The 25,479-nt window shown below is 68.6% G+C and carries 21 protein-coding genes, 1 pseudogene and 2 riboswitches; of the genes and pseudogenes, 7 read left to right on the forward strand and 15 right to left on the reverse strand.

What is annotated here, in order from left to right:
* Positions 1-363: 363 nt before the first annotated feature.
* Positions 364-2,517 carry an RNA polymerase recycling motor ATPase HelR gene (helR, locus tag NUT86_RS02760; RefSeq protein ID WP_274733136.1) on the forward strand — a complete coding sequence of 718 codons (2,154 nt, stop codon included), beginning with the start codon at positions 364-366 and terminating at the stop codon, positions 2,515-2,517.
* 156 nt (positions 2,518-2,673) lie between these two features.
* On the opposite strand, the gene NUT86_RS02765 is transcribed toward helR, so the two are convergent.
* The 10 genes and pseudogenes from NUT86_RS02765 to NUT86_RS02810 all read right to left on the reverse strand — a co-directional run bounded on the left by NUT86_RS02765 (position 2,674) and on the right by NUT86_RS02810 (position 12,822).
* Positions 2,674-3,186, reverse strand: coding sequence for a hypothetical protein (locus NUT86_RS02765; RefSeq protein ID WP_274733137.1), 513 nt, complete (start codon positions 3,184-3,186; stop codon positions 2,674-2,676).
* A gap of 280 nt (positions 3,187-3,466) precedes the next feature.
* Complete coding sequence (locus tag NUT86_RS02770; protein ID WP_274733139.1) at positions 3,467-4,225, reverse strand: hypothetical protein; 759 nt, start codon at positions 4,223-4,225, stop codon at positions 3,467-3,469.
* Positions 4,226-4,405: 180 nt separating this feature from the next.
* The gene (locus NUT86_RS02775) at positions 4,406-5,248 is read right to left on the reverse strand and encodes an urea carboxylase-associated family protein (protein ID WP_274733140.1); all 843 of its coding nucleotides are present in this window, start codon (positions 5,246-5,248) and stop codon (positions 4,406-4,408) included.
* A gap of 23 nt (positions 5,249-5,271) precedes the next feature.
* Positions 5,272-5,532, reverse strand: a complete 261-nt coding sequence (locus tag NUT86_RS02780) for an FCD domain-containing protein (protein WP_174876494.1) — start codon at positions 5,530-5,532, stop codon at positions 5,272-5,274.
* Positions 5,533-5,585: 53 nt separating this feature from the next.
* The gene (locus tag NUT86_RS02785) at positions 5,586-6,464 is read right to left on the reverse strand and encodes a GNAT family N-acetyltransferase (RefSeq protein ID WP_274733144.1); all 879 of its coding nucleotides are present in this window, start codon (positions 6,462-6,464) and stop codon (positions 5,586-5,588) included.
* A 348-nt stretch (positions 6,465-6,812) separates the two neighbouring features.
* On the reverse strand, positions 6,813-8,348 hold the full coding sequence (gene lpdA, locus NUT86_RS02790; protein WP_274733146.1) for a dihydrolipoyl dehydrogenase: 1,536 nt from the start codon (positions 8,346-8,348) through the stop codon (positions 6,813-6,815).
* A 6-nt stretch (positions 8,349-8,354) separates the two neighbouring features.
* On the reverse strand, positions 8,355-9,605 hold the full coding sequence (locus tag NUT86_RS02795) for a serine hydroxymethyltransferase (RefSeq protein ID WP_159491516.1): 1,251 nt from the start codon (positions 9,603-9,605) through the stop codon (positions 8,355-8,357).
* A gap of 112 nt (positions 9,606-9,717) precedes the next feature.
* The gene (locus NUT86_RS02800; RefSeq protein ID WP_274733149.1) at positions 9,718-11,100 is read right to left on the reverse strand and encodes an L-serine ammonia-lyase; all 1,383 of its coding nucleotides are present in this window, start codon (positions 11,098-11,100) and stop codon (positions 9,718-9,720) included.
* Between the two features lie 134 nt (positions 11,101-11,234).
* Positions 11,235-11,726, reverse strand: a pseudogene (locus tag NUT86_RS02805) (hypothetical protein); the annotation flags it as partial.
* A gap of 167 nt (positions 11,727-11,893) precedes the next feature.
* Positions 11,894-11,985, reverse strand: a riboswitch (glycine riboswitch).
* Positions 11,986-12,080, reverse strand: a riboswitch (glycine riboswitch). It abuts the riboswitch before it with no gap.
* Positions 12,081-12,612: 532 nt separating this feature from the next.
* On the reverse strand, positions 12,613-12,822 hold the full coding sequence (locus NUT86_RS02810) for a hypothetical protein (protein ID WP_274733153.1): 210 nt from the start codon (positions 12,820-12,822) through the stop codon (positions 12,613-12,615).
* A 163-nt stretch (positions 12,823-12,985) separates the two neighbouring features.
* Between NUT86_RS02810 and NUT86_RS02815 the strand changes: the two genes are divergently transcribed.
* The gene (locus NUT86_RS02815; protein ID WP_274733155.1) at positions 12,986-14,122 is read left to right on the forward strand and encodes a DUF4185 domain-containing protein; all 1,137 of its coding nucleotides are present in this window, start codon (positions 12,986-12,988) and stop codon (positions 14,120-14,122) included.
* 340 nt (positions 14,123-14,462) lie between these two features.
* Here NUT86_RS02815 and NUT86_RS02820 read toward each other — a convergent pair whose 3' ends face one another.
* Together NUT86_RS02820 and NUT86_RS02825 are read right to left on the reverse strand one after the other, a co-directional pair.
* Positions 14,463-15,968 carry an alpha/beta fold hydrolase gene (locus NUT86_RS02820; protein WP_274733156.1) on the reverse strand — a complete coding sequence of 502 codons (1,506 nt, stop codon included), beginning with the start codon at positions 15,966-15,968 and terminating at the stop codon, positions 14,463-14,465.
* Positions 15,969-16,261: 293 nt separating this feature from the next.
* Positions 16,262-16,921, reverse strand: a complete 660-nt coding sequence (locus NUT86_RS02825; protein ID WP_159491506.1) for a hypothetical protein — start codon at positions 16,919-16,921, stop codon at positions 16,262-16,264.
* A gap of 462 nt (positions 16,922-17,383) precedes the next feature.
* On the opposite strand from NUT86_RS02825, the gene NUT86_RS02830 reads away from it, so the two are divergent.
* Complete coding sequence (locus NUT86_RS02830) at positions 17,384-17,833, forward strand: SRPBCC family protein (RefSeq protein WP_274733158.1); 450 nt, start codon at positions 17,384-17,386, stop codon at positions 17,831-17,833.
* Positions 17,834-18,023: 190 nt separating this feature from the next.
* Here NUT86_RS02830 and NUT86_RS02835 read toward each other — a convergent pair whose 3' ends face one another.
* On the reverse strand, positions 18,024-18,710 hold the full coding sequence (locus NUT86_RS02835) for a pyridoxamine 5'-phosphate oxidase family protein (RefSeq protein ID WP_274733160.1): 687 nt from the start codon (positions 18,708-18,710) through the stop codon (positions 18,024-18,026).
* A 462-nt stretch (positions 18,711-19,172) separates the two neighbouring features.
* Here NUT86_RS02835 and NUT86_RS02840 point away from each other — a divergent pair, with 462 nt between their 5' ends.
* A complete protein-coding gene (locus NUT86_RS02840) occupies positions 19,173-21,752 on the forward strand; it encodes a SpoIIE family protein phosphatase (protein ID WP_274733162.1) in 2,580 nt (859 codons plus the stop codon).
* Positions 21,753-21,887: 135 nt separating this feature from the next.
* Here the strand turns inward: NUT86_RS02840 and NUT86_RS02845 are convergent, their stop codons facing one another.
* Both NUT86_RS02845 and NUT86_RS02850 read right to left on the reverse strand, forming a co-directional pair.
* Entirely contained in the window at positions 21,888-22,139 is a 252-nt protein-coding gene (locus NUT86_RS02845) for a hypothetical protein (RefSeq protein ID WP_266437073.1), read from the reverse strand.
* Positions 22,140-22,316: 177 nt separating this feature from the next.
* Positions 22,317-22,976 carry a TetR/AcrR family transcriptional regulator gene (locus tag NUT86_RS02850; protein WP_109886935.1) on the reverse strand — a complete coding sequence of 220 codons (660 nt, stop codon included), beginning with the start codon at positions 22,974-22,976 and terminating at the stop codon, positions 22,317-22,319.
* Between the two features lie 170 nt (positions 22,977-23,146).
* Here NUT86_RS02850 and NUT86_RS02855 point away from each other — a divergent pair, with 170 nt between their 5' ends.
* From NUT86_RS02855 to NUT86_RS02865, 3 genes are read left to right on the forward strand one after another with little or no spacing between them, the layout of a single operon-like run.
* Entirely contained in the window at positions 23,147-24,265 is a 1,119-nt protein-coding gene (locus tag NUT86_RS02855; protein WP_229838273.1) for a serine hydrolase domain-containing protein, read from the forward strand.
* A gap of 33 nt (positions 24,266-24,298) precedes the next feature.
* Positions 24,299-24,547, forward strand: a complete 249-nt coding sequence (locus NUT86_RS02860; protein WP_371874950.1) for an alpha/beta hydrolase fold domain-containing protein — start codon at positions 24,299-24,301, stop codon at positions 24,545-24,547.
* A 28-nt stretch (positions 24,548-24,575) separates the two neighbouring features.
* A complete protein-coding gene (locus NUT86_RS02865) occupies positions 24,576-24,965 on the forward strand; it encodes a cupin domain-containing protein (RefSeq protein WP_274733167.1) in 390 nt (129 codons plus the stop codon).
* Positions 24,966-25,479: the final 514 nt, after the last annotated feature.

Consider the following 25,479-nt stretch of genomic DNA (forward strand, 5'->3'; position numbering starts at 1 on the left):
AGATCCTCCTGGGCCGACGAACCGCCATACGTAACGCGTCGCCGCCGCCTTGCGAAGGGCTTGCCCGTTCACTGCGGGCGAGGAAGGGCAAAGAGGAGTACCCACTCCTTGCCACTCTCAACTTATAGCGCACTGGGGGGCTTGCGGCAAGGCCCCGGTGGTGGGGCAGAATCGCGGGCCGAGGTCGGAACCTGCAGAAATGAGAGATTCGCGAAGTGTGCATGCTTTTGTCTGGTGATGAGTCGTGCGGTGACATCGAGCCGTTGGGGGGACGCGCGCCGCGGTTGCGGGCACTCGACACCGGGGTGCTGGTGTGCGGGCCGGCGGACGTCGCGGCAGCTACCGCGGACCGGAGCTGATGACATGAATCCCCTGACCACCAGCGCGTTCGACCTTCCCCACCACCTCTCCCCCAAGGCCGACCCGGCCCTGATCGATGGCGACGAGCAGCACTTCGCGGCCATCGCGGAGAGCCTCCAGCAAGCAATCGCCGAACTGTCCGACCGTCTTGCGGCCGAGCGCAGGGCTCCCGGCGGCATCGGCCGGGCGGCGATGGACCGGGACGCGGAGATCCACCGGCTGACCGGTCGCCTGCGCGCCTTGCGTCGCTTCGGTTTGGACCTCTGTCTGGGGCACATCGTCGGTACGGACCATCCCGAGCCCGTGTACATCGGACGCCTTGGTCTCACCGACAGCGCGGGGCGTCGGCTGCTGCTCGACTGGCGCTCTCCCGCGGCCGAGCCGTTCTTCGCAGCGACGCACGCCAACCCGATGGGTCTGGCAAGCCGCCGCAGGTATCGCTGGACCCGTGGCCGGATCAGCGACTACTGGGACGAGGTGTTCACCGCGGACGGGCTCGAAGGGCACGCCGCGCTGGACGACCAGTCCGCGTTCATCGCCAGTCTGGGCAGCAACCGGTCGGCCCGGATGCGCGATGTGCTCGCCACCATCCAGGCCGATCAGGACGCCATCATCCGGGCGGGATCCCGCGGCACTCTGGTCGTCGACGGTGGCCCGGGTACGGGCAAGACCGTCGTGGCACTGCACCGCGCCGCCCATCTCCTCTACTCCGACCCTCGCCTCGGTCACCGTCGGGGCGGCGTGCTGTTCGTCGGTCCGCACCAGCCCTACCTGGCCTACGTCGCCGATGTCCTGCCCAGCCTGGGAGAGGAGGGCGTACAGACCTGCACCCTGCGGGACCTCGTCGCCGAGGGAGCCGGAGCAGCGACCGAGACCGACCCGGGCGTGGCCCTTCTGAAGTCGTCCGCGGACCTGGTGAAGGCGATCGAGCCGGCCGTCGGTATCTACGAGGAGCCGCCCACCGAGGGGATGACGGTTTCGACCCACTGGTCCGACATCTGGCTGAGCGCCGACGACTGGGCGGCGGCGTTCGAAGCGGTGGAACCAGGTACTCCGCACAATGAGGCGCGTGACCAGATCCGGGAGGAGCTGCTCACGATCCTGATTGACAAGGACGACAGCGACGCCTCGCCCGACCTGCTCCGGAGGTCGCTGCTGCAGGACCGAGAGCTGATCCGGACCCTCAACCGTGCGTGGCCGATGCTCGAAGCGAGCGACCTCGTCGGAGATCTGTGGTCGGTGCCCGCCTACCTGCGCAAGTGCGCTCCCTGGCTCGGCCCCGATGACGTGCGCAAGCTGCAGCGGAAGGACGCCCAGGCCTGGACGGTGTCCGACCTGCCGCTTCTGGATGCGGCACGGCAGCGGCTCGGCGACCCGGAGGCATCCGTACGCAAGCGCCGGCACGAGGCCGCGGTCGCCGCCGAACGTGCGCGCAGGGCCGACGTCATCGACGGCATCCTGCAGGACACCGAGATCGACGAGAGCGAAGGCGCGGTGGGGATGCTGCGCGGACAGGACCTGCAGAACACCCTGATCGACGAGTCCGCCCTGCCCAGCGCCGAACCGGACCTCCTCGCCGGCCCGTTCGCGCACATCATCGTGGACGAGGCGCAAGAACTGACCGACGCGGAGTGGCAGATGCTGCTGCTCCGCTGCCCGTCCCGGAGCTTCACCATCGTCGGGGACCGCGCCCAGGCCAGGCACGGATTCACGGAGTCGTGGCAGGAACGGCTCGAACGGATCGGGCTCGACCGGATCGAGGTGGCTTCCCTGAGCGTCAACTACCGCACACCGGAAGAGGTGATGGCGGAAGCCGAGCTGGTCATCCGGGCCGAGCTCCCGGACGCCAATGTGCCGACCTCCATCCGCAGCAGCGGCATCCCCGTCGTCCACGGAGCCGTTGCGGATCGGGACGCGATCCTCGACACCTGGCTCGCTGCGCATGCCGACGGGATTGCCTGCGTCATCGGCGATCCCACGTTCCGGGCGACATCCCGCGTCCGGTCGCTGACCCCGGAACTCTCCAAGGGCCTCGAGTTCGACCTGGTCGTACTCGTGGACCCAGAGGAGTTCGGCAAGGGGGTAGAAGGAGTGGTCGACCGCTATGTCGCGATGACCCGGGCGACCCAGCAACTCGTCATCCTCACGAGCTCCTGACTCGGCCAGGACATCGTGATGGACCGATTGATCGATTCATCGATTGATCGCCTTCCGACGAGCAGGAGGACCGTGGGCGCAGGTGCCTGCCTGCCCGGGCTTCGCGGTCCGCGCCGGGACCCCTCCGCCGAGTGTGGGCCGGCGCCGGCAGACCGTCTACGACTCCTCTGCCAGCCGTGCCCAGGTGTGGGTGTCCAGGGTGTTGTAGGGGCCGATGCGGGAGAGCTCGGTGCCGTCGTGTCCGAGAGCCACGATGACGGGACGAGCGCTGCGGCTGGCGTGGGGGGACATCCAGGCGGCGATGAGCTTGCGCTGCTCGGGAGCGTCGATCCTGCGGTTGCCGAAGAGGATTTGGCCGACGCCCGGCCCGAGGTGGACTTCGACGCAGTGGATCCGTGGGGCCGTGTCGACGGAGCGGGGCGCGTCAAGGCAGCGGGTGAGGCTGAGTGCGCACCCGCCGCCGCAGAGCTCGATCACATCGACGTCGGGAGGGTCATTCACCGTGCCACTACCGCCACCCACGTACTCCCACTGCTCGTCGTACCACTCCAGCAGCGCCGTGTGCTCCCGCGCCCACGGGAACTTCGGGTACCACACGAGCCAGACCGCCCCGACGCCGGTGGTGGTGTCGACATCGGCCGACACCACCGTCAGCACATGCCGCGGCATCCATCGTGGCTGAGGCTCCGCACCCTCCAACACGCGCCTCACCACGCCCGGAAGAAGAGCCTCCGTCCAGCGCCCCCACCCCAAGACCTCTCTCCACATCCGCATACGTCTGCGGTACCCGGTGCGTCACGACAGCAAGCCGGTTTCTCACGGTGCATCACCCCGGTGAGACCCCTGCTGCGCCAGTACGGCCTGGCTCCGGCACGTCGCCGTAGTGGCGTCGTGCCATGCATCCCGTCCCCCGTAAGCAGGCGCTGAACGACTCGGCCTCACGGGGTTTTCAGCACACATGCCCCGTCATGGTCGTCGACCAGCGCATGCCGGCGACCATGTGCTCCAGGTAGCCCGCGTCGCTGACCGTCACCGCGATCTCTGCATAAGGCAGCTCGGCGAAGGAACAGGTCCGCAGAAGCTTCCATACGGTGTAGTCGTCCAGGTCGGCGGGGCCGTCCGGCTCCTCCGGGCCCCAGGGCTCCTCCGGGTCCCAGGGCTCGTCCGGGTTTTCCAGCGCTGCGACCTCACTTCGCAGGGGGACGTTGCGGTAGGGGCTGATGTCGTAGAGGGTCACGATGTCGGCGGCCCCTTGGGAGAACTCCTCGGCGTTGCCGGAAGTCATCACGAAGTGCGAAATGCCGTCGTGCCCCCTGCCGCTGTCCAGCTGGTACACGTCTTTCGCTTTGCGCCTGGGTTCGAGCACGGTCTTGCCGTCGTCCGCGAGCAGGTATCCGTCTTCGGTGACGCGTATGTGCTTGCCGAGGATGAGTTCGTAGAGCTTCGAGAACTCGTCCTTCAGCCGCATGCTTGCCGTGATGTCGTTGCCCTGGTCCGCGGTGAAGGGGTATCGGTCTCCGCCTTCCTCCTCATCGTCTTCGTCGTGCAGAAATCCACGGTCCAGGTGCCACCAGGCGTCGACCAGGAGAGACAGGGGGAAGACGGACTTCCGCGGCACGGAGGGGACGTCGGGGTTGATGATGTGCACCCTCCCACGGAGGGTCGAGCCTTCGACGGAGTCGATGGACACGGTGAAGATGCTGGTCATGCTGGGCCCCTTGAGTCGGAAGCGGTGGTCACGCTTGGTCTCCGGTCAGTCAGGAGAGTAGGCGTGACCACTGACACTCGCTGCGGGAGCCGGGCTCATCGGAGGGCGAGGGTTCCGGGGGGCGAGGGTTCGGGCGCCCAAACCGGCGGCCGGGGGCGCCGGTCAGGTCTGGTGCCATGGTCAGCCCTTCCAGACAGGGAGGTTCATGCCGTGGAGGTTGCGGTAAGCGGCACGCTGCGGGGGTGCCCAGTCGTCGAGGAGTTCGGCGTCGACCTCGTAGACCTCGATGTCGATCGGATGACACACGTCGAGCGGGTCGCCCGCGTCCGGTCCCCACAGCGGCACGGACAGATCGCCGCCGGGACAGGTGGACAGCGCGCAGAGCAGGTTGAGTTCGGCGAAGAACTCGAAGTGGTCACCGGGCCGGGCCGGGCAGTCCTTCATGAAGTACTGGTCGTTCTCGTTGAGTCCGGTGCACTGGAAGACATTGAGGACGTCGTGCACATCGAACTCCGTCAGCCCGTACGGCAGCACTGCGCGCACCAGGTTCGAGTGGCAGTGGAAGTCGAAGTCCTCACCGGTGAGCATGCGGTTGACGTACGGGTCGCAGCGGGTGCCGAGCAGATCGTGCACCCTGCCGCCCTCGTTGTCGGTGCCGTAGCCGGCGAGCGTGTCGTCGGTGACGGTCAGCAGCGGGCGCAGGAAGGGGAGGTTGGACCACAGGCGGTCGTAGGTGCTGACGTGGGCGCGCTGCAGCTGACGGGTGCGTGCGGCCCAGAGGCGTTCGCGCGGGTCGTGGCGGTTCCAGACGTTGAAGTCACCGACCTGCGGCCCGTCCACGGTGACGATGCGGCACAGATGGCCGGCGGGTACTTCCCAGGCGCGGCCGGAGCGGATCGGGATGGTGAAGCTGTCGACCAGCCGGCGGTCTCCGGAGCTGCCGGAGACCCGGTCGTAGAAGGCCTTGTCGACGTCGAGGGGGCCGCCCTTGGTGGCCTGGTACGCGGCTTCGGTGCTGACCATCGGTGTGCTCTCTTTCCTGGTAATCACTGACTCTGGAATTCCGCTTCGATCGGCACCTCGCAGAAGGCGAGGCGCAGCTGGGCAACGGTGGTGAGGAAGAAGCGGTCGAGCCGGTCACTACCGATCAGGTGCACCACACCGCGGTGGAAGTCCAGAGAACAGGTAGCCGCTTCGTTCCACTGACCGGCCTCGGCCGCCCGTTCGGCGGCCGAGACATACCGGTCAAGGCCGTCGAGCGTGGGCCGCTCCCTGGAGAGGTGCAGCGCGACCTGAACCGTACGCAAGACGCGTGTCCGTTCCCAGTATCTGATGCCCTGAGCAGCAAGTTCGTTAGTTCTCAACTGACGTCCGGTGCGGCACGGGAGAAGTCGTACACGGCGAAGTCGGTGATCGGGACGTATCCGATGCGCTGGTAGAGGGCGTTGCTGGTGAGGTTGGCAGGGTCCGCGAACAGGACGACGTCTCTCGCGCCTGCGGTGAGCGCGGCCCTGCTCACCTCGACCGTCACGGCGCCCGCGTAGCCACGGCCGCGGAGGCGAGCCGGGGTGTAGACGGGGTCCACCCGGACCATGCCGGCGAGCATCGAGGTCACGGCCGCCATGGAGACGGGAGTGCCGTCCGGGGTCTCCCAGAAGGTGAAGTGTTTGTCGGCGAAGCGCGAGCCGGCCCAGGAGCCGGCGTCCACGGTGGGGACTTCTCCGACGGTGTCAACGAACTCGCCGCACCAGCAGACGACTTGCTTGTGGTCCTGCTCGCCCGCGACTCGGTGCCGGCCCTCCGGGAGCGGCTCCGGTGGGGTGAGTGTGCCGAGACGGTACAGACGGATCCGCTTGCTGAGGGTCGGCGCTGCGCCTGTGTGCCGCTGCCATGCCTCGGCGAAAGCAGTGGCGGTGCTGTGGTCCGCGCTGACGTAGGGAAGGGAGTGCCCGAGGGCGGCCAGGTGGGCGGCGAGGGTGTCGGCTTGCTCGGGGGTGAGGGAGGTGACGCTCAGTCCGCGGGACGGGAGGCGGTGGAAGGTGGCGCGGACCGTGCCCGCTCGCTCCAGTCGGCCGAATACGGTGGGTTGGGCGCCGAATGCGTCCGCCCCGTGTGTGCGCAGTTTCTCGGTCACCGTCAGCGGCATGGTGTGCAGGTCGGGCCGTGAGCGCAGGAAGTCTCCGGCTCGGGCGAGGAAGTCGTCGACGTCTTCGGTGAGTTGCCAGTCGTCCGGTCGCATGCTCCATGTTTTCGCATGCCGTAGGTGTGCCCCGTGGTTTTCCGCCAGGGCGAGGCCGCAGGGCTTCCTCACCGTCATGCAGGCGTCCGCGCCAAGAAGGTGGCGATTGTCCTCATCGCTCCTTCGGCTCGCTCCCGGCCGGCTCCCGGTCGCCGGCTCCCGGTCGGCTCCTCCAACAGGCGTGCGGTGGGGGCGAGTCCAGGCTGGTCGCACAGCGCACCTCCGGGCGGAAGCCGCAGGGATACCGGGACGGACCACGAGGCCGGGGCGGCGTCCCGCCCCGGCCTCGTGGCGGTCACCCCGGCCTCGTTGCGGTCCCAGCCCAGGGGGGTAACCGCTAACCGCTGCTCATCCTCTGCGGCGGACGGGCGCGGTGTGGAGCGGGAGGCCGAGGGCTCCCATCGCCGCCTCCATGGTGGCCTCGCCAAGGGTCGGGTGGGCGTGGATGGTGTCGGCGAGGCCCGTCAGAGTCACGCCGTGCGTCACGGCGAGCGCCGCCTCCGCTATCAGGTCGCTCGCGCCGGGACCGATGATGTGCGCACCCAGGACCGCACCGCTCGACCGGTCGGCGACCACCTTGACCATGCCGTCCGTAGCGCCATACGCGTGAGCGCGCCCCAGAGCGGCGAACGGGAAGCGTGCGGTGGTGGTCTCGTGGCCGGCTTCGCGTGCTTGGGCCTCCGTCAGGCCGACGCTCGCCACCTCCGGGCGGGTGAAGGTGGCTGCCGGTACGGCCCGGTAGTCGATGCGTTCGTCATGGCCGCTCACCACGGACGCCGCCACCAGGGCCTGGTGGGAGGCGACGTGTGCGAGCTGGATGCGGCCCGTCACATCTCCGATCGCAGCGATGTGCGGGATGTTGGTGCGCAACCGGTCAGTGACCGGGATGTAGCCCCGGTCGTCCGTGTGCACTCCGGCCTTCTCCAGGTCGAGTCCGGCGGTGTTGGGACGGCGTCCGACGCCGAAGAGGACGATGTCGGCGGGGAGAGTCTCTACGGGTTGGCCGTTGGCGTCGGTCACCAGCGCCCGGAGCTGAATTCCGTCGCCTTCGCCCTCTCCGTCGCCTTCGCCCTGCCCTCCGCCCTGCCCTTCGATGGCCGTGACGGTGTGCCGGGTAAGAACCTTGATCCCCTGCTTGGTGAAGGACCGGGTGAGGGTGCGTCCGATCTCTGCGTCCTCGGCCGGCAGGAGCGTCGGCGCCATCTCGACGAGGGTGACCTCGGCGCCGAACGTGCGGAACAGGCTCGCCCATTCCGCGCCGACCGCGCTCCCTCCGACCACAACGGCCCGTGCCGGGACCTCCGGCAGCAGGAAAGCGCCGTCGGAGGTGATGACGCCGGGAAGATCGGAGCCCGGGAGGTCCGGCATGAGCGGCTGGGACCCGGTGGCGATGATGATGTCGTCCGCGGAGAGGGTTTCCCGCGCCGGCTGCGGCGTCGGGGGTGCGGCGTAGAGCGGGCCGTCTTCGCCAAGGGGCGAGGGGCCGGTTTCGTGGACGGCGACGGTGTGCGGATCGGTGAACCGTGCATGGCCGTTCACCACGGTCACGCCGTTGGCCTTGAGGAGATGCGCGATGCCGTCCGTCAGCCGGCTGACGATCCCGTCCTTGCGCTTCAGAACGGCGGAGTAGTCCAGCCGCACTCCCTCTGTGAGCACGCCGAACTCCTCGGCGCCGCGCACGGTCTCCAGGACTTCCGCCGAGCGCAGCATGGCCTTGGTCGGAATGCAGCCCCAGTTGAGACAGACGCCACCGGGGCGCTCCTTGTCGACGAGGGCGACCGTACGGCCGAGCTGAGCAGCGCGGATGGCGGCGACGTAGCCGCCGGGTCCGCCGCCGATGACGAGAACGTCGAAATGCTGGTTCAGGGGCTTCGCGGGGGTCATGGGGGCTTACTCCTCTTCAGGCTGGGTGTCTGCGGACGCGAGGGGATGACGCTGCGTCAGTGCAGCTACGCGAGCGCTCAGCTCGGCCATGGCGGTGGCGTGGGGTTCGTGTGTGAGGGCTCGGGCGATCACGTCGGCGATTTCGCGGAAGGACGCGTCATCGAATCCACGGACGGCCAGTGGCGTGGTACCGAGGCACAGGCCGTTCTTCTCCGAGCTGTCCGGCCTGATGCCGAGCGAGCGCAGACGCTCCCCGGCCCGTCCGGCGTCCAGCGACGCATACGCGAGATCGATGAGCACAAGCGGCGTCTCGGTCGAGCCGGTGACCACCCGGGCCCCGGTCTCGGCCACGTCATCGGCGAGGAGCCGCCCGGCGAGAATGCGGGCGCCACGGAGCGCGCGCTCCTGCCGGTCCCGGAACTCCGACGACATGGCCCCGCGGAGGGCGACCGCTTGCGCCGCGAGGAACTGCCCCGGAGGCCCGCTCGTCCGGCGGGCGGCGGTTGTCGAGGCCATCCGCGTGGCGAGGTGCCGGTCGTCGGTGAGCAGCACCCCGCCACCGGCGCCGTCCAGTATCCCGTGCAGGTCGGCGGTGACGACGTGGGCACCGGACAGCGGAGTCGGCTGCAGGCCTGCCGCGACCAAGCCCGCGAAGCGCGTCATATCGACCATCAGCAGGGCACCGACCTCGTCCGCGACCTGTCGGAAGCCCACGAGATCCGGAATGCGGGGGTGGGTTGCCCCGCCCGCGACGATCACCGCGGGCAGGTGGGCCCGGGCAAGGCGAGCCACTTCCGCCATGTCGACCAGACCGTCGGATGCCCGAAGTGGGTACGGGACGACGTCGTAGGGCCGGCCGGCCAGGGCGACGAGGGTGCCGTGCACACCCCGGCCACCAAAGGAGTGGCCAGCGCAGAGGACGGTGTCTCCGGGGGCCAACAGGGCGGTGAGTGCTGCCTCGTGGGCCGGGACTCCCGTCTTCGGCAGTACCTGGGCGTATTTCCCGCCGAAGAGGGCCTTCGCCCGGCTGACCGCAAGGCGTTCGAGCGCCGCCTGCGCCGGGGGCGTGGCGAAACTGCTCTCCCCCGCAGCAGTCATCGCCAAGGACTGCTGCCGTTCCCGCAGTTCTGCCGCGACGACCGCCGCGACCTCGGGGTCCGTATCGGTGGAGGGGGTTACGTATCCGGGATTCGCCGTGGCCGTGGGGGTTGGTGGCGGTGGTGCCCCGCGGAGGTGGGTGGAAGCAGAGGATGGCATGGGCGAGTGGTTCCTCTCGGAGAAGAAGCGGCAAGAGCGGAGGGGAGGGGCACGAAGCGGCAACGGCCAGAGCGGAACGGCCGGAACGGAACGGGCGGTGAAGTCCGCCGGGTCAGCATTCGATGACGTTGACCGCGAGCCCGCCCCGCGCCGTCTCCTTGTACTTGACCTTCATGTCGGCGCCGGTGTCCTTCATGGTCTTGATGACCTTGTCGAGGGAGACGTGGTGGCGGCCGTCACCGCGCAGCGCCATACGGGCGGCGGTGACGGCCTTGACCGCGGCCATGCCGTTGCGCTCGATGCAGGGGATCTGGACGAGACCGCCGACGGGATCGCAGGTCAGGCCCAGGTTGTGCTCCATGCCGATCTCCGCGGCGTTCTCCACCTGTTCGACGGAGCCGCCGAGGACCTCGGCGAGGCCGCCGGCGGCCATGGAGCAGGCCGAGCCGACCTCGCCCTGGCAGCCGACCTCGGCGCCGGAGATGGAGGCGTTCTCCTTGAAGAGCATGCCGATGGCGCCGGCCGCGAGCAGGAAGCGGACGACCCCGTCCTCGTCGGCGCCGGGCACGAAGTTGATGTAGTAGTGCAGGACGGCGGGGATGATGCCGGCCGCGCCGTTGGTGGGGGCGGTCACCACCCGGCCCCCGGCCGCGTTCTCCTCGTTCACGGCCATCGCGTAGAGCGTGGTCCACTCCGTCGCCCGGGCGGCCGCATCCCCCTCGGAGCGCAGGGCCCGGGCGGCGTTGGCGGCCCGCCGGCGGACCTTCAGACCGCCGGGCAGGATTCCCTCACGGGACAACCCCCGCGCCACACACGCCTGCATGACCTGCCAGATCTCCAGCAGCCCGGTGCGGATCTCGTCCTCGGTGCGCCAGGCCTTCTCGTTCTCCAGCATCAGAGAGGGGATCGACAGGCCCGTCTCGCGGCTGAGGCTCAGTAGTTCCGCCGCTGTCCGGAAGGGGTACTTCAGGACGGTGTCGTCGAGCTTGATGCGGTCCTCGCCCACCGCGTCCTCGTCGATGACGAAGCCGCCGCCCACCGAGTAGTACGTCTTCTCCAGCAGCGGCGCACCGGTGGTGTCGTAGGCGAAGAGAGTCATGCCGTTCGCGTGGTATGGCAGCGTGCGGCGGCGGTGCAGGATCAGTCCGGTCGACTCGTCGAAGTCGATCTCGTGGGCGGTGCCTGTCTCGGCGCCCAGCAGCCGCAGCCGCTGGGTGCCACGGATACGTGCGACCTCCTCGTCGGCGCTCTCCACGTCCACCGTGCGCGGGGAGTGGCCTTCCAGACCCAGCAGTACGGCCTTCGGCGTGCCATGGCCGTGTCCTGTCGCGCCGAGCGAGCCGAAGAGTTCGGCACGTACGCAGGCGGTGCGAGGGAGCAGGCCGTCGCGTTGGAGGCTGAGCACGAACATCCGGGCGGCGCGCATCGGGCCGACCGTGTGGGAACTGGAGGGTCCGATACCGATGGAGAAGAGGTCGAATACGCTGATGGCCATGCCATCCTCCGTGGGTCGCTGGGGGCACCGGCCAGTTCGGGACGGTGCCGCTCAGACAGGTGGTGTGAAGCCGGGCAGGGGCAGCAGGGTGGTGGTGTCGCAGCGCGACGCACCGCCGGCCTTGTGCGGCGGTGTCAGCTCTCGTGGGCGTCGATCGACGGGCAGGAGCAGAGGAGATTGCGGTCGCCGTGCGCGCCGTCGACACGGCGGACGGGGGGCCAGTACTTGTTACGGCTGGTGGTCGTCATCGGGTATGCCGCGGTGTTCCGGCTGTAGGGACGCTCCCCGTCGCGGGCCGGCATCTGTGCCGTGTGGGGCGTGTTAACCAGCGGATTGTCGTCCTTCGGCCATACCGCGTCGCCCACCTTGTCGATCCCCCGGCGGATGGCGATCATGCTGTCGCAGAACCGGTCGATGGTGAGCCCGTCGGCTCCCATCATCCGGATGCAGGCCCAGGTGATCGGGAGGATCGAGGTGGATCCGTAGGGGGCTGCCGACACCGGCCCCCCGCCGTCGCGTTGGGCGGGATCCGGGTGCATCGGGTGTGAGGGCAGATACGGTGCGAGGTGCTCGCGTACGGCGATGGGGCCGACGCCGGGCCCTCCCCCACCGTGCGGGACGCGGAACGGCTCTTCGGCGTCTGGTCCGATGTGGCGTACGGAGAAGGGCGCGGCCAGTTCCAGAGCGGCGAGCGGCTGGCGGGACGGGGCGTCGGGGGGAGAGTCGGGGTGCGTCATGGAGGCTCCTCGGGCCTGGCGCGCACCGTCGAACGGGGCACGCGATCGAGTGAGCCTCCCCCTCTGTCATTGGCCTGAGAGCTTCACCGCGACGAGCGCGGCTTGCACCGTGGGCGAGACGCATGAGCGTCTGCTTTCCAGAGTCCACCTCCACTGCGCGGTAACGAGGCCTGAGAGTTTCCGGGGAGGATTTGCTCCTTCGGCGCCACACCACTGGGGTGTGGGCTCTCCCGCGCAGAATCGTCGGTGGTCTTTTCAGTTGTGGTTCGCCGCACCGTACGGTGATCGAGACACCGCCGTCAAGAGCTGTCCGCAGCGTGGCCCGCCCCGGCGCCGTGCTCCCACGACGCGGCCCTGACCTGCGAAAATGGCACGCTATCCGCCGCCGGCGGACGCCGCTGTCCGCGTAACGGTGAGTATCGATCGATCCCTTCCCCTACCGCCCGGGCAGGCGACTGCAGGAAAGCAGGCGCTGGTGCGTCTCACCCACGGTGCGAGTCGCGCTCATCGCGGTGAAGCTCTGAGGCCCGCTCGGTGGCGATCGTGCGCAAGGCCGCTGGACACTCCTCAACGGTGACAGTGATCCGCTGTACCCCGTCCGTGCCCTTCTTCGCGGTGCCGGTCGCAGGCCGGTCCGGCCGGTCCGGCCGGTCCGGCCGGTCCGGCCGTCGGGCCTGCGACCGGTGGAGCGCTGTCTCCGGCAGGCTGTTCAAGACAGCCGGTGGCCAGCAGGGACACTGCCGCCACCCACGCGATCCAGGTCGCAGTGGTGATGTCATGTCGCCGGTGCATCGCCGGCCTCCTCACTCGTGCGGCGAACGCGCAGTTCCCTGCGCAGGAGCAGCGGCAGCGCTACGAGCAGACCGAAGCCCAGCGTTGAGATCAGCAGTACGTGCGCCCGGTCCAGCCAGTCCGGGCCGGCGAACTGTGCCGAGGAGCGCCACAGCACTCCGCGTGTACGCGAAGCGGATGCGGGGGTGCGCATGAAGAGGGTGTGAAGACGCGCCGCGGCGTTGTGTGAGGAGTCCGCCAAAACCACCCGCACTCCCCGCAGAAGGACGAGATTCTCTCGTACGACCCTCGTCGAAGGAAGCGGCGCCGAGGGCGTCTCCGGTACAAGTGAGCCGACTCTGAGAGGCATCGACAGAATGACACGTTTACCGCAGGAGAAGGACGCGACGACCGGCGGGTACTCCCGCCGTAGACTCCTCAAGGCCGGCCTCGGCGTCGCCATGGGGGCGGGGGTCGTCGGTTCCAGTACCACGGTGGCGATGGCCGGTGGGCCCAACGACCCGTCCAGCCCGACGCTCGCGACCAAGGTGAAGAACCTCAGCGGCCCGGCCGAGACCGGCCCGTTCGCCTCACCGTGGACCGACCTCGGCATCCCCGCGTTGTGCCCGAATGGCACCATGCTGTTCGTCGGCGGCGACACCTTCAACGGCGATCATGTACCGCAGCCGGGCGAGCCCGCCGATGACTGGCGCGCCCCGGTCGGCCTGCGCTCCAGCAGCGCGGACCTGAACAACCTGCGTATCGATGGCAGCGTCGGCGGCAATCACGCCAACAGCCTGGTCGACGAGCCGCACAGCCCGGTCGGCGACAAGGCCACGACGGCGATCCCGTCCGATGTGTTCGTCGTCGACGGCGTGATGTACATGCACCTCATGCGCGGTGTCATCTACGACACCCACCACACGGACTTCTGGCGCTCCACCGACAACGGTGAGACCTGGGAGTACCTGTGCCAGTGGCCGGGGGACCTGCACGGCGGCCAGTTCCAGCAGAAGACGTACGCGGTGGCTGAGGGCGACTACTGCTATGTCCTGTCCACGGTCTTCAACCGCGACGTGGAATCGGGGATGCTGCTGCACCGGGTACGGAAGGACAGCCTCGGCAACGCGGACGCGTACGAGCCGTGGGGCTACGCCGACGGAGGCTGGCGGTGGGGCGCGCCCCCGACGACCGTCTTTGGCACCCGGAAGTGGGGCGAGATCTGCTTCCGCGCCATGGACGGCAAGTACGTCCTCACCTGGCTGAACATGAACGCGCTGTCGATCCGGGCGATGGTCTTTCCGCTCCCGACGTCGGACCTGACCAGGACGCTGGAGCAGACGATGATCCTGCCCGGCACCCCGGGTCAGGAGGCGGCCAACTTCGTGGCGAGCCCGTACGGCGGATTCGTCATCCCCGGCTCGACGTTCGGCAACTTCCACATCGTCGTCAGCCAGTGGTACGACCCGAAGAACTACCGGATCATGCAGTACAAGGTCAACATGCTCTCCTGAGCCGCCGCACGCGGGAGGAACACTCTTCCGGCAACGGCCGATGAGGCAGCGGCCGCCCCTGCATGTGCTGCCGGGGCGGCCTGCTGGGCGGATGGGGGGGATGGGCAAGTGTCGGTGGGTGGCTATGAGTTCGGCTCTGAACTGACGGTGGATGGTGGGCACTCGGCTGGTGTCGGCCCGGGATGTGGACGGTTCCTGCCGCACTGGGCCCAGAAGGAGCGAACCAGTGCGTGGGAGCCTGGCTCACGGGCGCGTGGCTTCGGCCGCCGTCGGCCGCCGTCGGCCGTCGTCCGCCACGTCCGCCGCGTCGGGCCGGTGCGCTACGCCACGGCGGTCAGTTCTACGCGGCGGGGGTACAACGGCTCCCCGCGCTCGGGGTCTTCAGCTCCGTGAGGTAATCGTCAACGGCGTCGCGTGTGCAGTCACTGCGGCCGTAGACACTGTGTCCCGCGCCCTCGTACGGCAGCAGGACCGTCGTCTTACGGGTCTGCCGGTGCACATTGGTGGCCCACGCGTAGTGGTTCGCCGGGTCGTGCAGCGAATGCAGCATGAGTATCTTGGGTGCTTCGGTGATGCGCAGACGGTGCTGCGGGTTGTTCACCTCGTTCGGCCAGCCGACGCAGCCGGCCACGTCGGCGTGAACCCGGGGTGAGCCGCGCATGTGCGGTGCAGCCCGTAGTTCGGCCTCGGTCAGGCGGGCGAACTCCCGGTAGTCCTTCGGCCGGAACCGCCAGTCCTGGCAGAACACCGCATGGAACGGCTCCGCCGCCGTCTGTCCCTCCTTTCCCTGCGAGGCCCGCGGTTGCGGCTGCTGAGACTGCTGCGGATGATCCTTCGGTTCCTGGGCATCCAGCTGCGCTATATATGTGGCCAGCTTTTCCCCATCCGGTCCGTAGAACGCTTTGAAGGCGACGAGTGCGATCGCGTTTGCGGTGAGAAGCTGGTCCGGGTTCTCCGGATCGCGTATCTCTCCCCGGTCCGCCCTGGCGAGCAGGCCGTCCCATACGGCGGTGACGTCCCGGCCGTGCAATGCGCAGGAGCTGGTGCGGTCACACCACTCGACGAACTGGTGGAACGAGTCCTCCGTGGTGGCGGCCGAGGAGACCAGGAACTCCCGGGCGCCGAGGCTGTGGTCGACGTTCGCGGTGAGGGCCATGGTCCGGATCCGGTCGCCGTACTGCTCCGCGTACTGCTGACCGATCAACGTGCCGTAGGAGTGACCAAAGTAGTTGATCTTCTTCTCGCCCAGCGATCTACGGATCGCGTCCATGTCCCGGACGACGCTCAAGGTGTCGGTGTGGTCGAAGACCGGACCACTGTGTCGTCGGCAGTCTTTGCGCAAGATGCGGTTGAAATCGGCGAGTCGATCGAACTCCGCCTGATTGCGGGGGTAGGCCGACGGCCGTTGGTCCAGCAGCTTCTGCGAGCACTTCACCGGCTGACTGCCCCCGACACCCCGGGGGTCAAAACCGATGATGTCGAACTTTGCCTGGATCTCCGCGCTGAAGTGGGACTTGGCACGCCGTACAGCGAAGTCCACTCCTGAATCACCCGGCCCACCCGGGTTGACCAGCAGCACACCGACCCGGCGATCCGGATCGGTCGCCTTGCGACGGGCCACCGCAAGATCAAACCCTTCGCCCGACGGACGTGCCCAGTCGACGGGCAGGCGCAGAGTCCCGCATTCCACTGCGGCGTTCTGGGGGCACGGCTTCCAGTCGATGGCGCCCTGTGTCGTCGTGCTTCTGCCGGGAGGGCCGGCATTCGCCTCCGCACCCGGTGCCGACGCTCCGGCGAATAATCCAACGGCGAGCACTCCGCTGAGCGCCCTGAAGAGCGGTTGCATCAAGCCCCTTCCGAGGGTCTTCGAAATGGATCACGGGGGTTGCCCTCAACCGAGCCTGACAGCGGGCCACCCGGGTTCACCACCGCCAGAGACGGAAATCAGGGAAGGCACCGGGACGTGGTCAGGGTTGCCCTCAGGGCGACGCCTCGGGGTTATCACCCCGCCCCCGGAGTCCTCCCCACACTTGATACGGCTCCGCCAGGGACCGGACGGCGTCGATCCGACGAGCTCCGACGAGCCCGATGGCACCGCCGCCGGCACCGAAACGGGCCTGGGCCGGTTCAAGGAGCTCTTCAATTGCCTTCGGGAGTTGAGGGAGAGTGCGGCCGACCCATCACGCGGAAGCCGTCGCGCTCACGATCCCGATCGTCACCGTTGAGTGTCACGCTGCCGTATTTGCCATCGGCCACCCACTCAATCTTCACGGTGAACCGTACGTCCTTGCCGCCCGGGCTGAGCCGGAGGTTCAACTGCTCAGGATCGTCGGCGGTGACGGTGAAGGGAAGGTCCGTGGCCTGGTGGCCGCCGGCCTTGCCGGCAGCCGGCACCACGGGTGACGGGATACGGGTGAGATCGACGTCGAAGGCACGGCCCTTGAGGGCAGCCGGGCAGCCTTTCGGCTCGGCTACCGCCCCGCCCTTCGGTGGCGGTTCACTGGATACGACGTTGACCTCGACCCCGATGACCATAATGGCCTCGTCCGTCTTGGCCTGCAGCGTGATGGGAAGGCTCGCGGGCTTGCCCGCTGCGGTGACGGGGATGCCTCGCTTGCACACGGAAGCGGGATCCGTGGCCTCCGTTGGGTCGAGATATAGGTGCTCTCCCCCGACGGTCCGCGAAGCGAAGGCAGTGAGACCGGGCGGGCCGCTGATGGCACTCCAGGCCCACTCCCACAGTCCCTGCACGGCCCAGAAGCCGACAGCTCCGACGAGCGGCAGCAAGACCAGCGTCACCCAGTGCGTACGGTCCCGCAGCGGGGACAGCGAGGGGCGCGATAACTCCGGCTCCTCAGCCGCCGACGGCTGAGACGCCCGCGGCCTGTCCTGATCGGGCTCTTGCGAAGTGCGCGCGTCCGCATCATTCGCCCGCGATACGTGCTCGTCCGCCGACACAGCCACCCCCATTTGCATATCGGCGCCCGACGACCGCTTTGGAGCTGATGACACGTCACCAGCATTTATTCGAGCACCAGTTGTCCCGGGGCGCGGCCCCGGATCGCAGTCCAGTCCATCACGTCGCCGCCGCTGCTGTCATGGCTGCGCCGCAGGCGCCGCGACCTCCGGGCCGCTGGGCCGCTGGGCCGCTCACTGTCCGACGCGGCGGGCACCCCTCGGCGCAATCCTCGTCCCGCTCAACATCCGCCACACCAACGACCCCGTGGCAGGAAGCCACTGCCCGATGCCTACGATGAACTCGTGCCGAATTTTGAGGTCGTGACAGCCGTCGCCGCACCCCCGGACCAGGTGTTCGCGGTATGCCTGGATGTGCAGGCGCACACCCGTTCCATGGCCGCTTCGTCGGAGCGAGCGGTGGGTGGCAAGACTCGGGGCGAGCTGGCTCTCGGTGACACAGTGACCTTCCGGGCTCGTCATTTCGGTCTGACCTGGCGGCTCAAGGCCCGCATCACCGCATACGACCGGCCTCGACGTTTCGTGGACGAGCAGGAGTCCGGGCCCTTCAAGCGATGGCGGCACGCCCACCACTTCGAGCCGGACGGCGACGGTGGCACCGTGATGAGAGACGTCATCGACTTCGCCTCACCGCTGGGGCCTGTCGGACGTTTCGTCGACAGAATCCTCCTGAGCCGGTACATGCCCCACCTCATCAGAACCCGCAACGCCTACCTGGCCGGCACTTTCGACTGAGCGGTCAGGGCAGCCACGACTGAGGCCGGCGCCCCAAGGGGACGTCTGCGGAGGAACCAGCTCGCGGAATGGGCGCTCGGCGTGCCGGGGATCGATGCCAAGGGAACGAGGCCTGAGTCGCCGGGCATCGATGCTCCCCCCCCCCCCCGCAGCCCTCAGCCCTCAGCCCTCAAGCACAGTCCGCCAAGCATCAGCTACCGAAGGCGGAAACACCCTGGCGGTTCGCGAGGTGGGGTGGTGTCTTGATGTGTGCGGAGAGGGCTGGATCGGGCTCCAGGTCACCCCAGTGGGCTTGGAGGGGGAGGACACCGGCCCACAGCCCGAGTTCGGCGTCGGGGGTGTCACCGTCGTCCGGGGCACCGGTGCGGATCTTCACGGATGCCTCGTCGAGGGAGAGTGCCAGCAAGGAAGTGGCGGCGAGTTCCTTGCGGCTGGGCTGCCGCGCGTAGTCCCACTGGCCAGGGGTCGCCTGTTCGGTGAGGCAACGAAGGCCCGTCCACTTCTCCTCTGGGTCCGTGACCAGCCGGGGAATGCCGAAGATCATGGCGCTGCGGTAGTTGACCCCGTGCTCGAAGACGGACCGGGCCAAGACCAGGCCGTCGACGTGCGTCACGGTGACACACACGCTCGCGTCGGGTGAGGCGACCAGGCTGCGGCTGGCTACCGATCCATGGAAGTACAGCGTGGCGCCGTCCGTGCCGTAAACGGTGGGTATGACCAGCAGGTTGCTGTCGACGGTCACTCCGAGGTGACAGACGAAGCCGGCCTTGAGGATGGCGTCGAGGTCGCTCCGGTCGAGGCTGCCTTGCTCTCGCAGTCGCTGGTGCCGTGTGCAGTCCGTCTGCGACAGGGGCCGACCGGGCGTGGGATGGCTCATGGCGGGGCCTTACGTTGGTGTCGATGGGTGACGTGTGGTCCGGTGGCCGGAACGTGTGCCGAAGACGAGGCCCTTGAGGCGACGATCCCTGATACGAAGGTCCCTGATACGAAGGTCCCTGCCCAGCAGGCGCGTTGCCCCGGCGGCGACACGGGGAGCGGGGCGCGGGACGCGGGGCGCGTCCCGCCCGGTGGGGGCAAAGCCCGGGCTTCCTCCCCTCCCCCGCCAAGGTAGTCACCGATGCGAGCGCCGTTGATCACTCACACCACCCAAATCCTACCGATTCCATTGCGAGACAACCAGAGATCGATGGAATTAGTCGCCCAGGGATAACCCTTCGACTAATTCCTTATCCGTCGCGTGCTCCGCCAGTTACACATCCAGGTCCTGCGAACCGTAATCGGCGCCTCTCGCTGAGTTGCCGCCCTGTGCCGGGTGGCCCGACCTGCGCACACTGGAGGTATGCGCGGGATAACCGTCGGCACCACGGCGGAGCGCGAGGAGCTGCTCGCCGCAGCCGTCGTCGAAGCCGTCGAAGGAACCAGCGCGTACGCGGGGAGCGTCTTTCTCCGCTCCCGCGACCGCCGGTCGATCGTGCTCGCCGCGACCTGCGGGGTGCCGCCCTCCCTGCTCGGTGGCTGGCGCCTCATTCCGGTGAGCAGTCCCATCCCGGTCGCCACGGCGTACACCTCCGGGCGCACGGTCCACCTGGCCGACGCAGAGGAGACCATGCGCCGCTATCCCCAGCTCGCGGTGGCTCTGCCGTACGCCTTCGGCTCCTGCTCCGTGCCGGTGGGCGCAGGTGGGGAGACCTTCGGTTCGCTGGCGATCATCTGGGCGGCGTCACCCGGCGGCGCAGGGCTTTCCAAGGCCCAGCGCCGCCACGTACGGACCATCGCCAACCGGCTCGGGGCCTCTCTCGCCGCCCTACGGACCCGTATCGGCGATCCAGTTGAATGCGCCCCCGAAACGATCCCTGTCGAGAACCCCGCTCCCTCGGCACCGGCCGTGCGGGTCGGCCTGTTCGACTGGGACCTCATCTCCGGCATGATCTCCGTGGACGACGAGTTCTGCACGATCTTCGGCCTCGACCCTCGTACGTTCGATGGACAGGCCAAAACCCTGCATGCCTCCCTCCACCCGGGCGATCTTGCTGCCTTCCGGTTCGGGGCCGGCGAGGCAGCTTCGGGGAGCCGGACCACTTCGCGACGCCTGCGCATACGGGATCACAGGTACGGCGGCGACGGGTACCGCACGGTCGAGCTGTGGGGCCGCGTACCGGAAGCCGACGACGCGGAGCCACGCACCCACCTGGTCGGCGCGATCGTCGACGCCCGGGCCGGCAGCACGGCCCTCGCGGCGGTCGAACGGCTGCGGGACGGGCTGTTCTCCCTCGCCCCTGACGGGCGGGTCACCTACGCCAACCACAGCGCTCTGCAGTTGCTGGACGTCTCCGGCGACGAGCTGCTGGGCCGGATCCTCTGGGACGTACTGCCCTGGCTGTCCGATCCCGATGTCGAGTCCCGCCACCGGTCGGCGATGATCGCGCAGGCGCCGGCCTCCTTCCTTGCCTGTCCCTCGCCCGACCGCTGGCTCGCCTTCTCCCTCCATCCGGAAGCGGATGGAGTGACGGGCCGCGTGGTGCCCCTCGGCCAGCCGCCCTCGACCTCGACGCCCTCCGCCTCCTCCGCCTCTTCCACCGAGTCGCCGACTGCCGCCACACCGACGCGCCTGGGCGTCATGCACCACGTCCTGCAGCTCGGCAGCGCGCTGACCGAGGCGGTCACCACCCGCGAAGTCTGCGAAGTCGTCTCCGACCAGCTAGTACCCGCGTTCGGAGGCCAGCAGCTTGCGATCTACGTGGTCCGCAACAAAACGATGCATCTGCTCTTTCACACCGGGCACCACGAAGACTTCCTCGACTGGCTGGAGGGCGCACCGCTGCACGCCCGGCTGCCCGGTACGGAGGCCCTCACATCCGGCGCTCCGCTCTTCATCGAATCGCGGCAGGACCTCTCCCAGGACTACCCGGACATCCCCACGGGCGAGGTGAGCTCCTGGGTGTATCTGCCCTTGATCGCCTCCAGCCACCCCGTCGGCATCTGCGTTCTGGGCTTCGACACGACCCATCAGTTCACGGAGAGGGACCGCGGCGTCCTCACCGCTCTCGCCGGGCTGATCGGCCAGGCCTTGGAACGGGCACAGCTCTACGACTCGGAGTTCGCCATCGCGCGCGGCCTGCAGCAGGCGCTCCTGCCGCACCGACTGCCGGCCATCCCGGGCATCCGCACCGTTGCGCGCTATCTGCCCGGCACCAGTGGCATGGACATCGGCGGCGACTGGTACGACGTCATCCCCACAACCAACGGGGTCTCGCTCATCATCGGAGACGTGCAGGGGCACAGCATCGCCGCCGCGGCCACCATGGCCCAACTACGCAGCGCGGTACGGTCCTTCACGGCCGTGGGTCATACACCGGGCGAGGTGATGGCGGGCGTGAACCGCACCCTCATCGACCTCGACTCCGGGCTGCTGGCCAGCTGCTGCTGCATCCACCTCGAACCCCGCACCCACCACGCCCAGGCCGTCACCGCCGGGCACCCCCCACCCCTGCTCCGCCGCCCCGACGGGACGACCGATGTCCTTGACCTCGACGTCGGCCCCCTCCTCGGCGTGGAACGCGCAAGCGCCTACCCCGGAACCCGGATCGCCCTCCCGCCGGGATCCGTCCTCGCCCTCTACACGGACGGCCTGGTCGAGGAACCCGGGGCCGACATCGACGTGGGAATCGACCGCCTCCGCGCCTCCCTGGCACACGCCCGCTCGGACTCACTGGACGAACTCGCCGGCCGGCTGCTGCACAACGCCCGGCGCTCCTCGTACCGGGCCGACGACATCGCCCTACTGCTCACCGAAACCGCATACGGTTCCGGACAGCAGGGACCGGATGGCACCTCGGAGAGGCCTTGCGCCGACCGCCCTCACGACTCCGCACGTGGTCCCGGCGACGGCCCGCGCAGTGTCACCTTTCGGCGAGAGTGACGCCTGGGCTGCGGCTTTGATGGCGATGCCCCAGAAGGCGCTGGCCCCCGGCGGCCGCCCTCCCGGCGTCGTGTGCTGTGCCACCCGGTGCCCGCGATCTGGGTCCCGCATCCAGGGCAGGCCGCCTCACCTTCTTCACTTGTGTGTTGTGCCGTGATATCGGTCTTCGCGGGATCGGTCCCTGACCAACGAACCCATGGGGCGGCTCCGCGAGGGCGAAGACATACCGGCGGCCGCCGACCGCATCGAGCCCGAGCAGCGGCTGGAGGTGCCGGCCTCTTCCTCGAAGACGATCGGGTCCTCGATCCCGGCCTCGCCCAGGACGAGGTTCTGCCGGGCGGTCGACTGCTGGTCGGTCGAGACACGCTTGTAGATCAGGTTCGCCACCGAGGGGCCCCTTTCGTACGGAGGAATGGACCCCATCCGTCGTCAAACCCTGTCATCAATCACCGTCGGATCTGATTTGATTCGAGCCGCCGCGAACCCCCGGATCACACGGGTTCATTGGGCACGCTGCCGCCCTGTCTTCAAAGGATCGTTTGCCGACACTCACGAGCCGATCGGCTAGCTCGGGCAGATTGCGGCCTCGATGTGGGCGAGGTGGGCGGCGAGGATCTCTTCGAACGCGGCGCGGCGATCCACCCCCAGGGGGCGGACGTCGCGGGCGAAGGAGGCCAGGGCGGGGAAGCGTTCGGGGTCGGCGCCGAGTACCGTGACACGGAAGAGCTCCATGCCCTGTTCGTACTCTTCCGAAGTGATGGTGCTGACTCCGGCCTCGGAGGCGATCAGCGCGGCGATGAGGACCGCGAGCCGGTGGTAGCGCGCCGGGATCTCCTCGTCGGGCAGTCCCGACGCACGCAGGGCCTGCAGCACCTCTTCCACGACCAGCCGGGAACCGGCGCCGCCTGACGCGTACCGTCCCCAGACCGCGGCGAGCTGGGGCTGCCGGCCGAACGCCTCCCTCACGCGCAGGGCCAGGGCGGTGATGCGCTGCTTCCAGTCGCCCTCGGGGCGGTAGCCGTCCATGGAAGCCAGGAGGATCCGGTCGGCGACCGCACGCAGCAGTTCCGTCTTGCTGCGGAAGTGCCGGTAGAGGCTGGAGGAATCGGTCCCAAGGGTCGCGGCGAGCTTGCGCACGCTGAACGACTCTGTGTCGCCTGTGCGCAGCAACTCCACTGCTACATCCAGGATTTCCTCGGTCGACCAACGCTTTCGACCTGTCATTTCGCCCCTCTCGTCGGACTCAGTCTAACCTATGCACTTGGCGATGCACGCGCCGCGTGCATAATGAGGACATGAGTATGCCGGGCGGGCCGGCATGCCACTCGTGCCCTGTTGTCCGGGTCAGCGACCGATGCGGAGCTCACCCCGGGGAACACGAAAGGACGCATGACGTGAAGAGCCCACTGGATTCCGCGGCGCTGAACGCAGCCCTCGAAGACGTCCACCGCGCCGGGCTACCGGGCCTGTTCGCCGAGGTGCGAGACGGTGACCAGGTCTGGCGCGGTGCCGCCGGGGTCGCCGATGTCGCCACCGGCCGTCCCGTCACCGCCGACATGCGGCACCGAGTCGGCAGCATCACCAAGACCTTCACCGCCGCAGCGGTCCTGCAACAGGTCGAGAGCGGTCAGATCGGTCTCGACACACCGATCGGCCGGTACCTTCCGAAGCTGGTTCCCGGAGAACGCGGTGACGCGATCACGGTCCGGATGCTGATCAACCACACCAGCGGCCTCGCCGAGTACCTCCCGTACGCCTACCCCTCCCTCAAGGCGTTCCCCGTCGCCGCGGATACCAGGCCGCAGAGCCTGGACGATCACCGGCATACGCGGTTCGACCCCGCCGAACTGATCGAGATGGGGGTCACCGCACCTGCCGTCGGCACCCCGGGCGGCACTCCGGGGGTGTACTCCAACACCAACTACCTGCTCCTCGCCCAACTCCTGGAAGAGGTGAGCGGCACAACGGCCGAGTTATGCATCACCCGGAACGTCATCGAGCACGCCGGGCTCCGGGACACCGGATTCCCCGCCGGCCCGTACGTCGAAGGCCCGCACTCGCAGCTCTACGAGGCATGGTTCGGCATGATCGACCCGCCGCGCGACTACAGCGTCTTCGACATGTCATACGCGGGCCCTTCTGCCTCGCTGATATCGACCGTCACCGACCTCAATCGCTTCTTCGGCATGCTGCTGGCCGGGGAGATCGTCAGTCCGTCGTCGCTGGCGCAGATGCAACGCACTGTCCCGGTCGTCTCCCAGGAGGGAAAGACGATCGACTACGGCCTCGGCCTGTACCCGATGGAGGGTCCCGGGCAGGGCATCTTCTGGGGCCATGGTGGCACGGTCTGGGGTGGTGGAGCGCTGGCCATGACCCGTGCCGACGGCAAGCGGCAGATGGCGGTCGCGGTGAACCTGCAGAGGTGGAACGGGTTCGACTCCTCCGGCAAGCCGCAGCCCCATCCCATCGACGACGCGCTTGCGGCTCTGTACCGCGTGGCGATGTACCGCTGACCGGGCTGGGGAGGCCGCGGCCCGGCCGCCGATCTGTCCAGCCTGCCACCGGCCTACATCGCCACCGCAGAGTTCGCCCCGCTGCGCGACGAAGGCATCGACTACGCACTGCGTCTGCTGCAGGCGGGCGTCCCGGTCGGGCTGCACCAGTGGCCCGGCACGTTCCACGGCTCGCAGGCGGTCCTGTCCGCTGAGGTGTCGCAGCGGCAGCTCGCCGAGCCCTGGCCTCGTAGGCGGCCGGGCCAACCAGGCTGGCCCCAAGCCCTACACCTGACCAGATGAACGATGACCGCAGAATGGATGTGTCGGCATGACCGTTGCCCCGATCGATCTCTTCGCCTCCTTCATCCACCTTGACCAAGGCGGCCAGGTGCGCGCCGCACAACCCGTGTTCGACCCCGAGCGGGACGGCTGGCAGTTGATGACCTTCCATGTGGAGACCGACGCCGACGTCCACGCCGACCACTGGGAAGTCCACTCCGCCGCGGACGAAGTCGTGTCCTGCCTCAGCGGCGGGATACGTCTCTGCTTCCGCCCGCAGCAGCCGGGCGAGAAGGAGGAGGAGATCAAGCTGGCGGCGGGAACGGCGGTCATCGTCCCGCGCGGGCGATGGCACCGCATCGCACTGGACGCCCCCAGCGACATCATGTCCGTCACCCTTCCACGCGGCAGCCGCCTGAAGAAGCGGAGCGAAGCTTAGCCGGGCCCTCACATCCGGCCCTCATCCACAGAGACGCTCGACAGAGGCCGCCGCTCACGTCCGCGCCTACCCGTGGCTCGTCCGTGGCGCCGGGTGCGAGCGCGACCAGCCATCGCACAGCTCTACACACGGTGACCGGTAGCATTCGGGCCCCGGGGCTAGCCCCCAGGCCGAAGAACAGGCCGGTCCGGCCGGAGGCACAGGAGGTGACTCCGGCCGGACCGCCCACGACTGAATGGACCGGCACCTACCCGTCTTCGCCACCGTCGTCCAGCTCGCCCGCGCCCTGCGCGGCATCCCCGTCGCGCACCGGGACGGCGTCGATGTCCACTTGCACGGCGCCATCAGCATCGAGCTGGCCCACGCTGCCTCTCGGCGATCGAGTCCGAGAGGGACAGGCTGCGAAAGCTCCTCGACGAGCTCGCAGGAGGCCAGTCCGTCCGAGTTCCGCCAGCGAGAGTTCGTGACCGAGCCATGGCCGACATCCCTGACAGCTCGCCGCCCGACTTCGCCT

The sequence above is a fragment of the Streptomyces sp. G7(2002) genome (assembly GCF_028870195.1).
Lineage (GTDB): Bacteria > Actinomycetota > Actinomycetes > Streptomycetales > Streptomycetaceae > Streptomyces > Streptomyces nigrescens.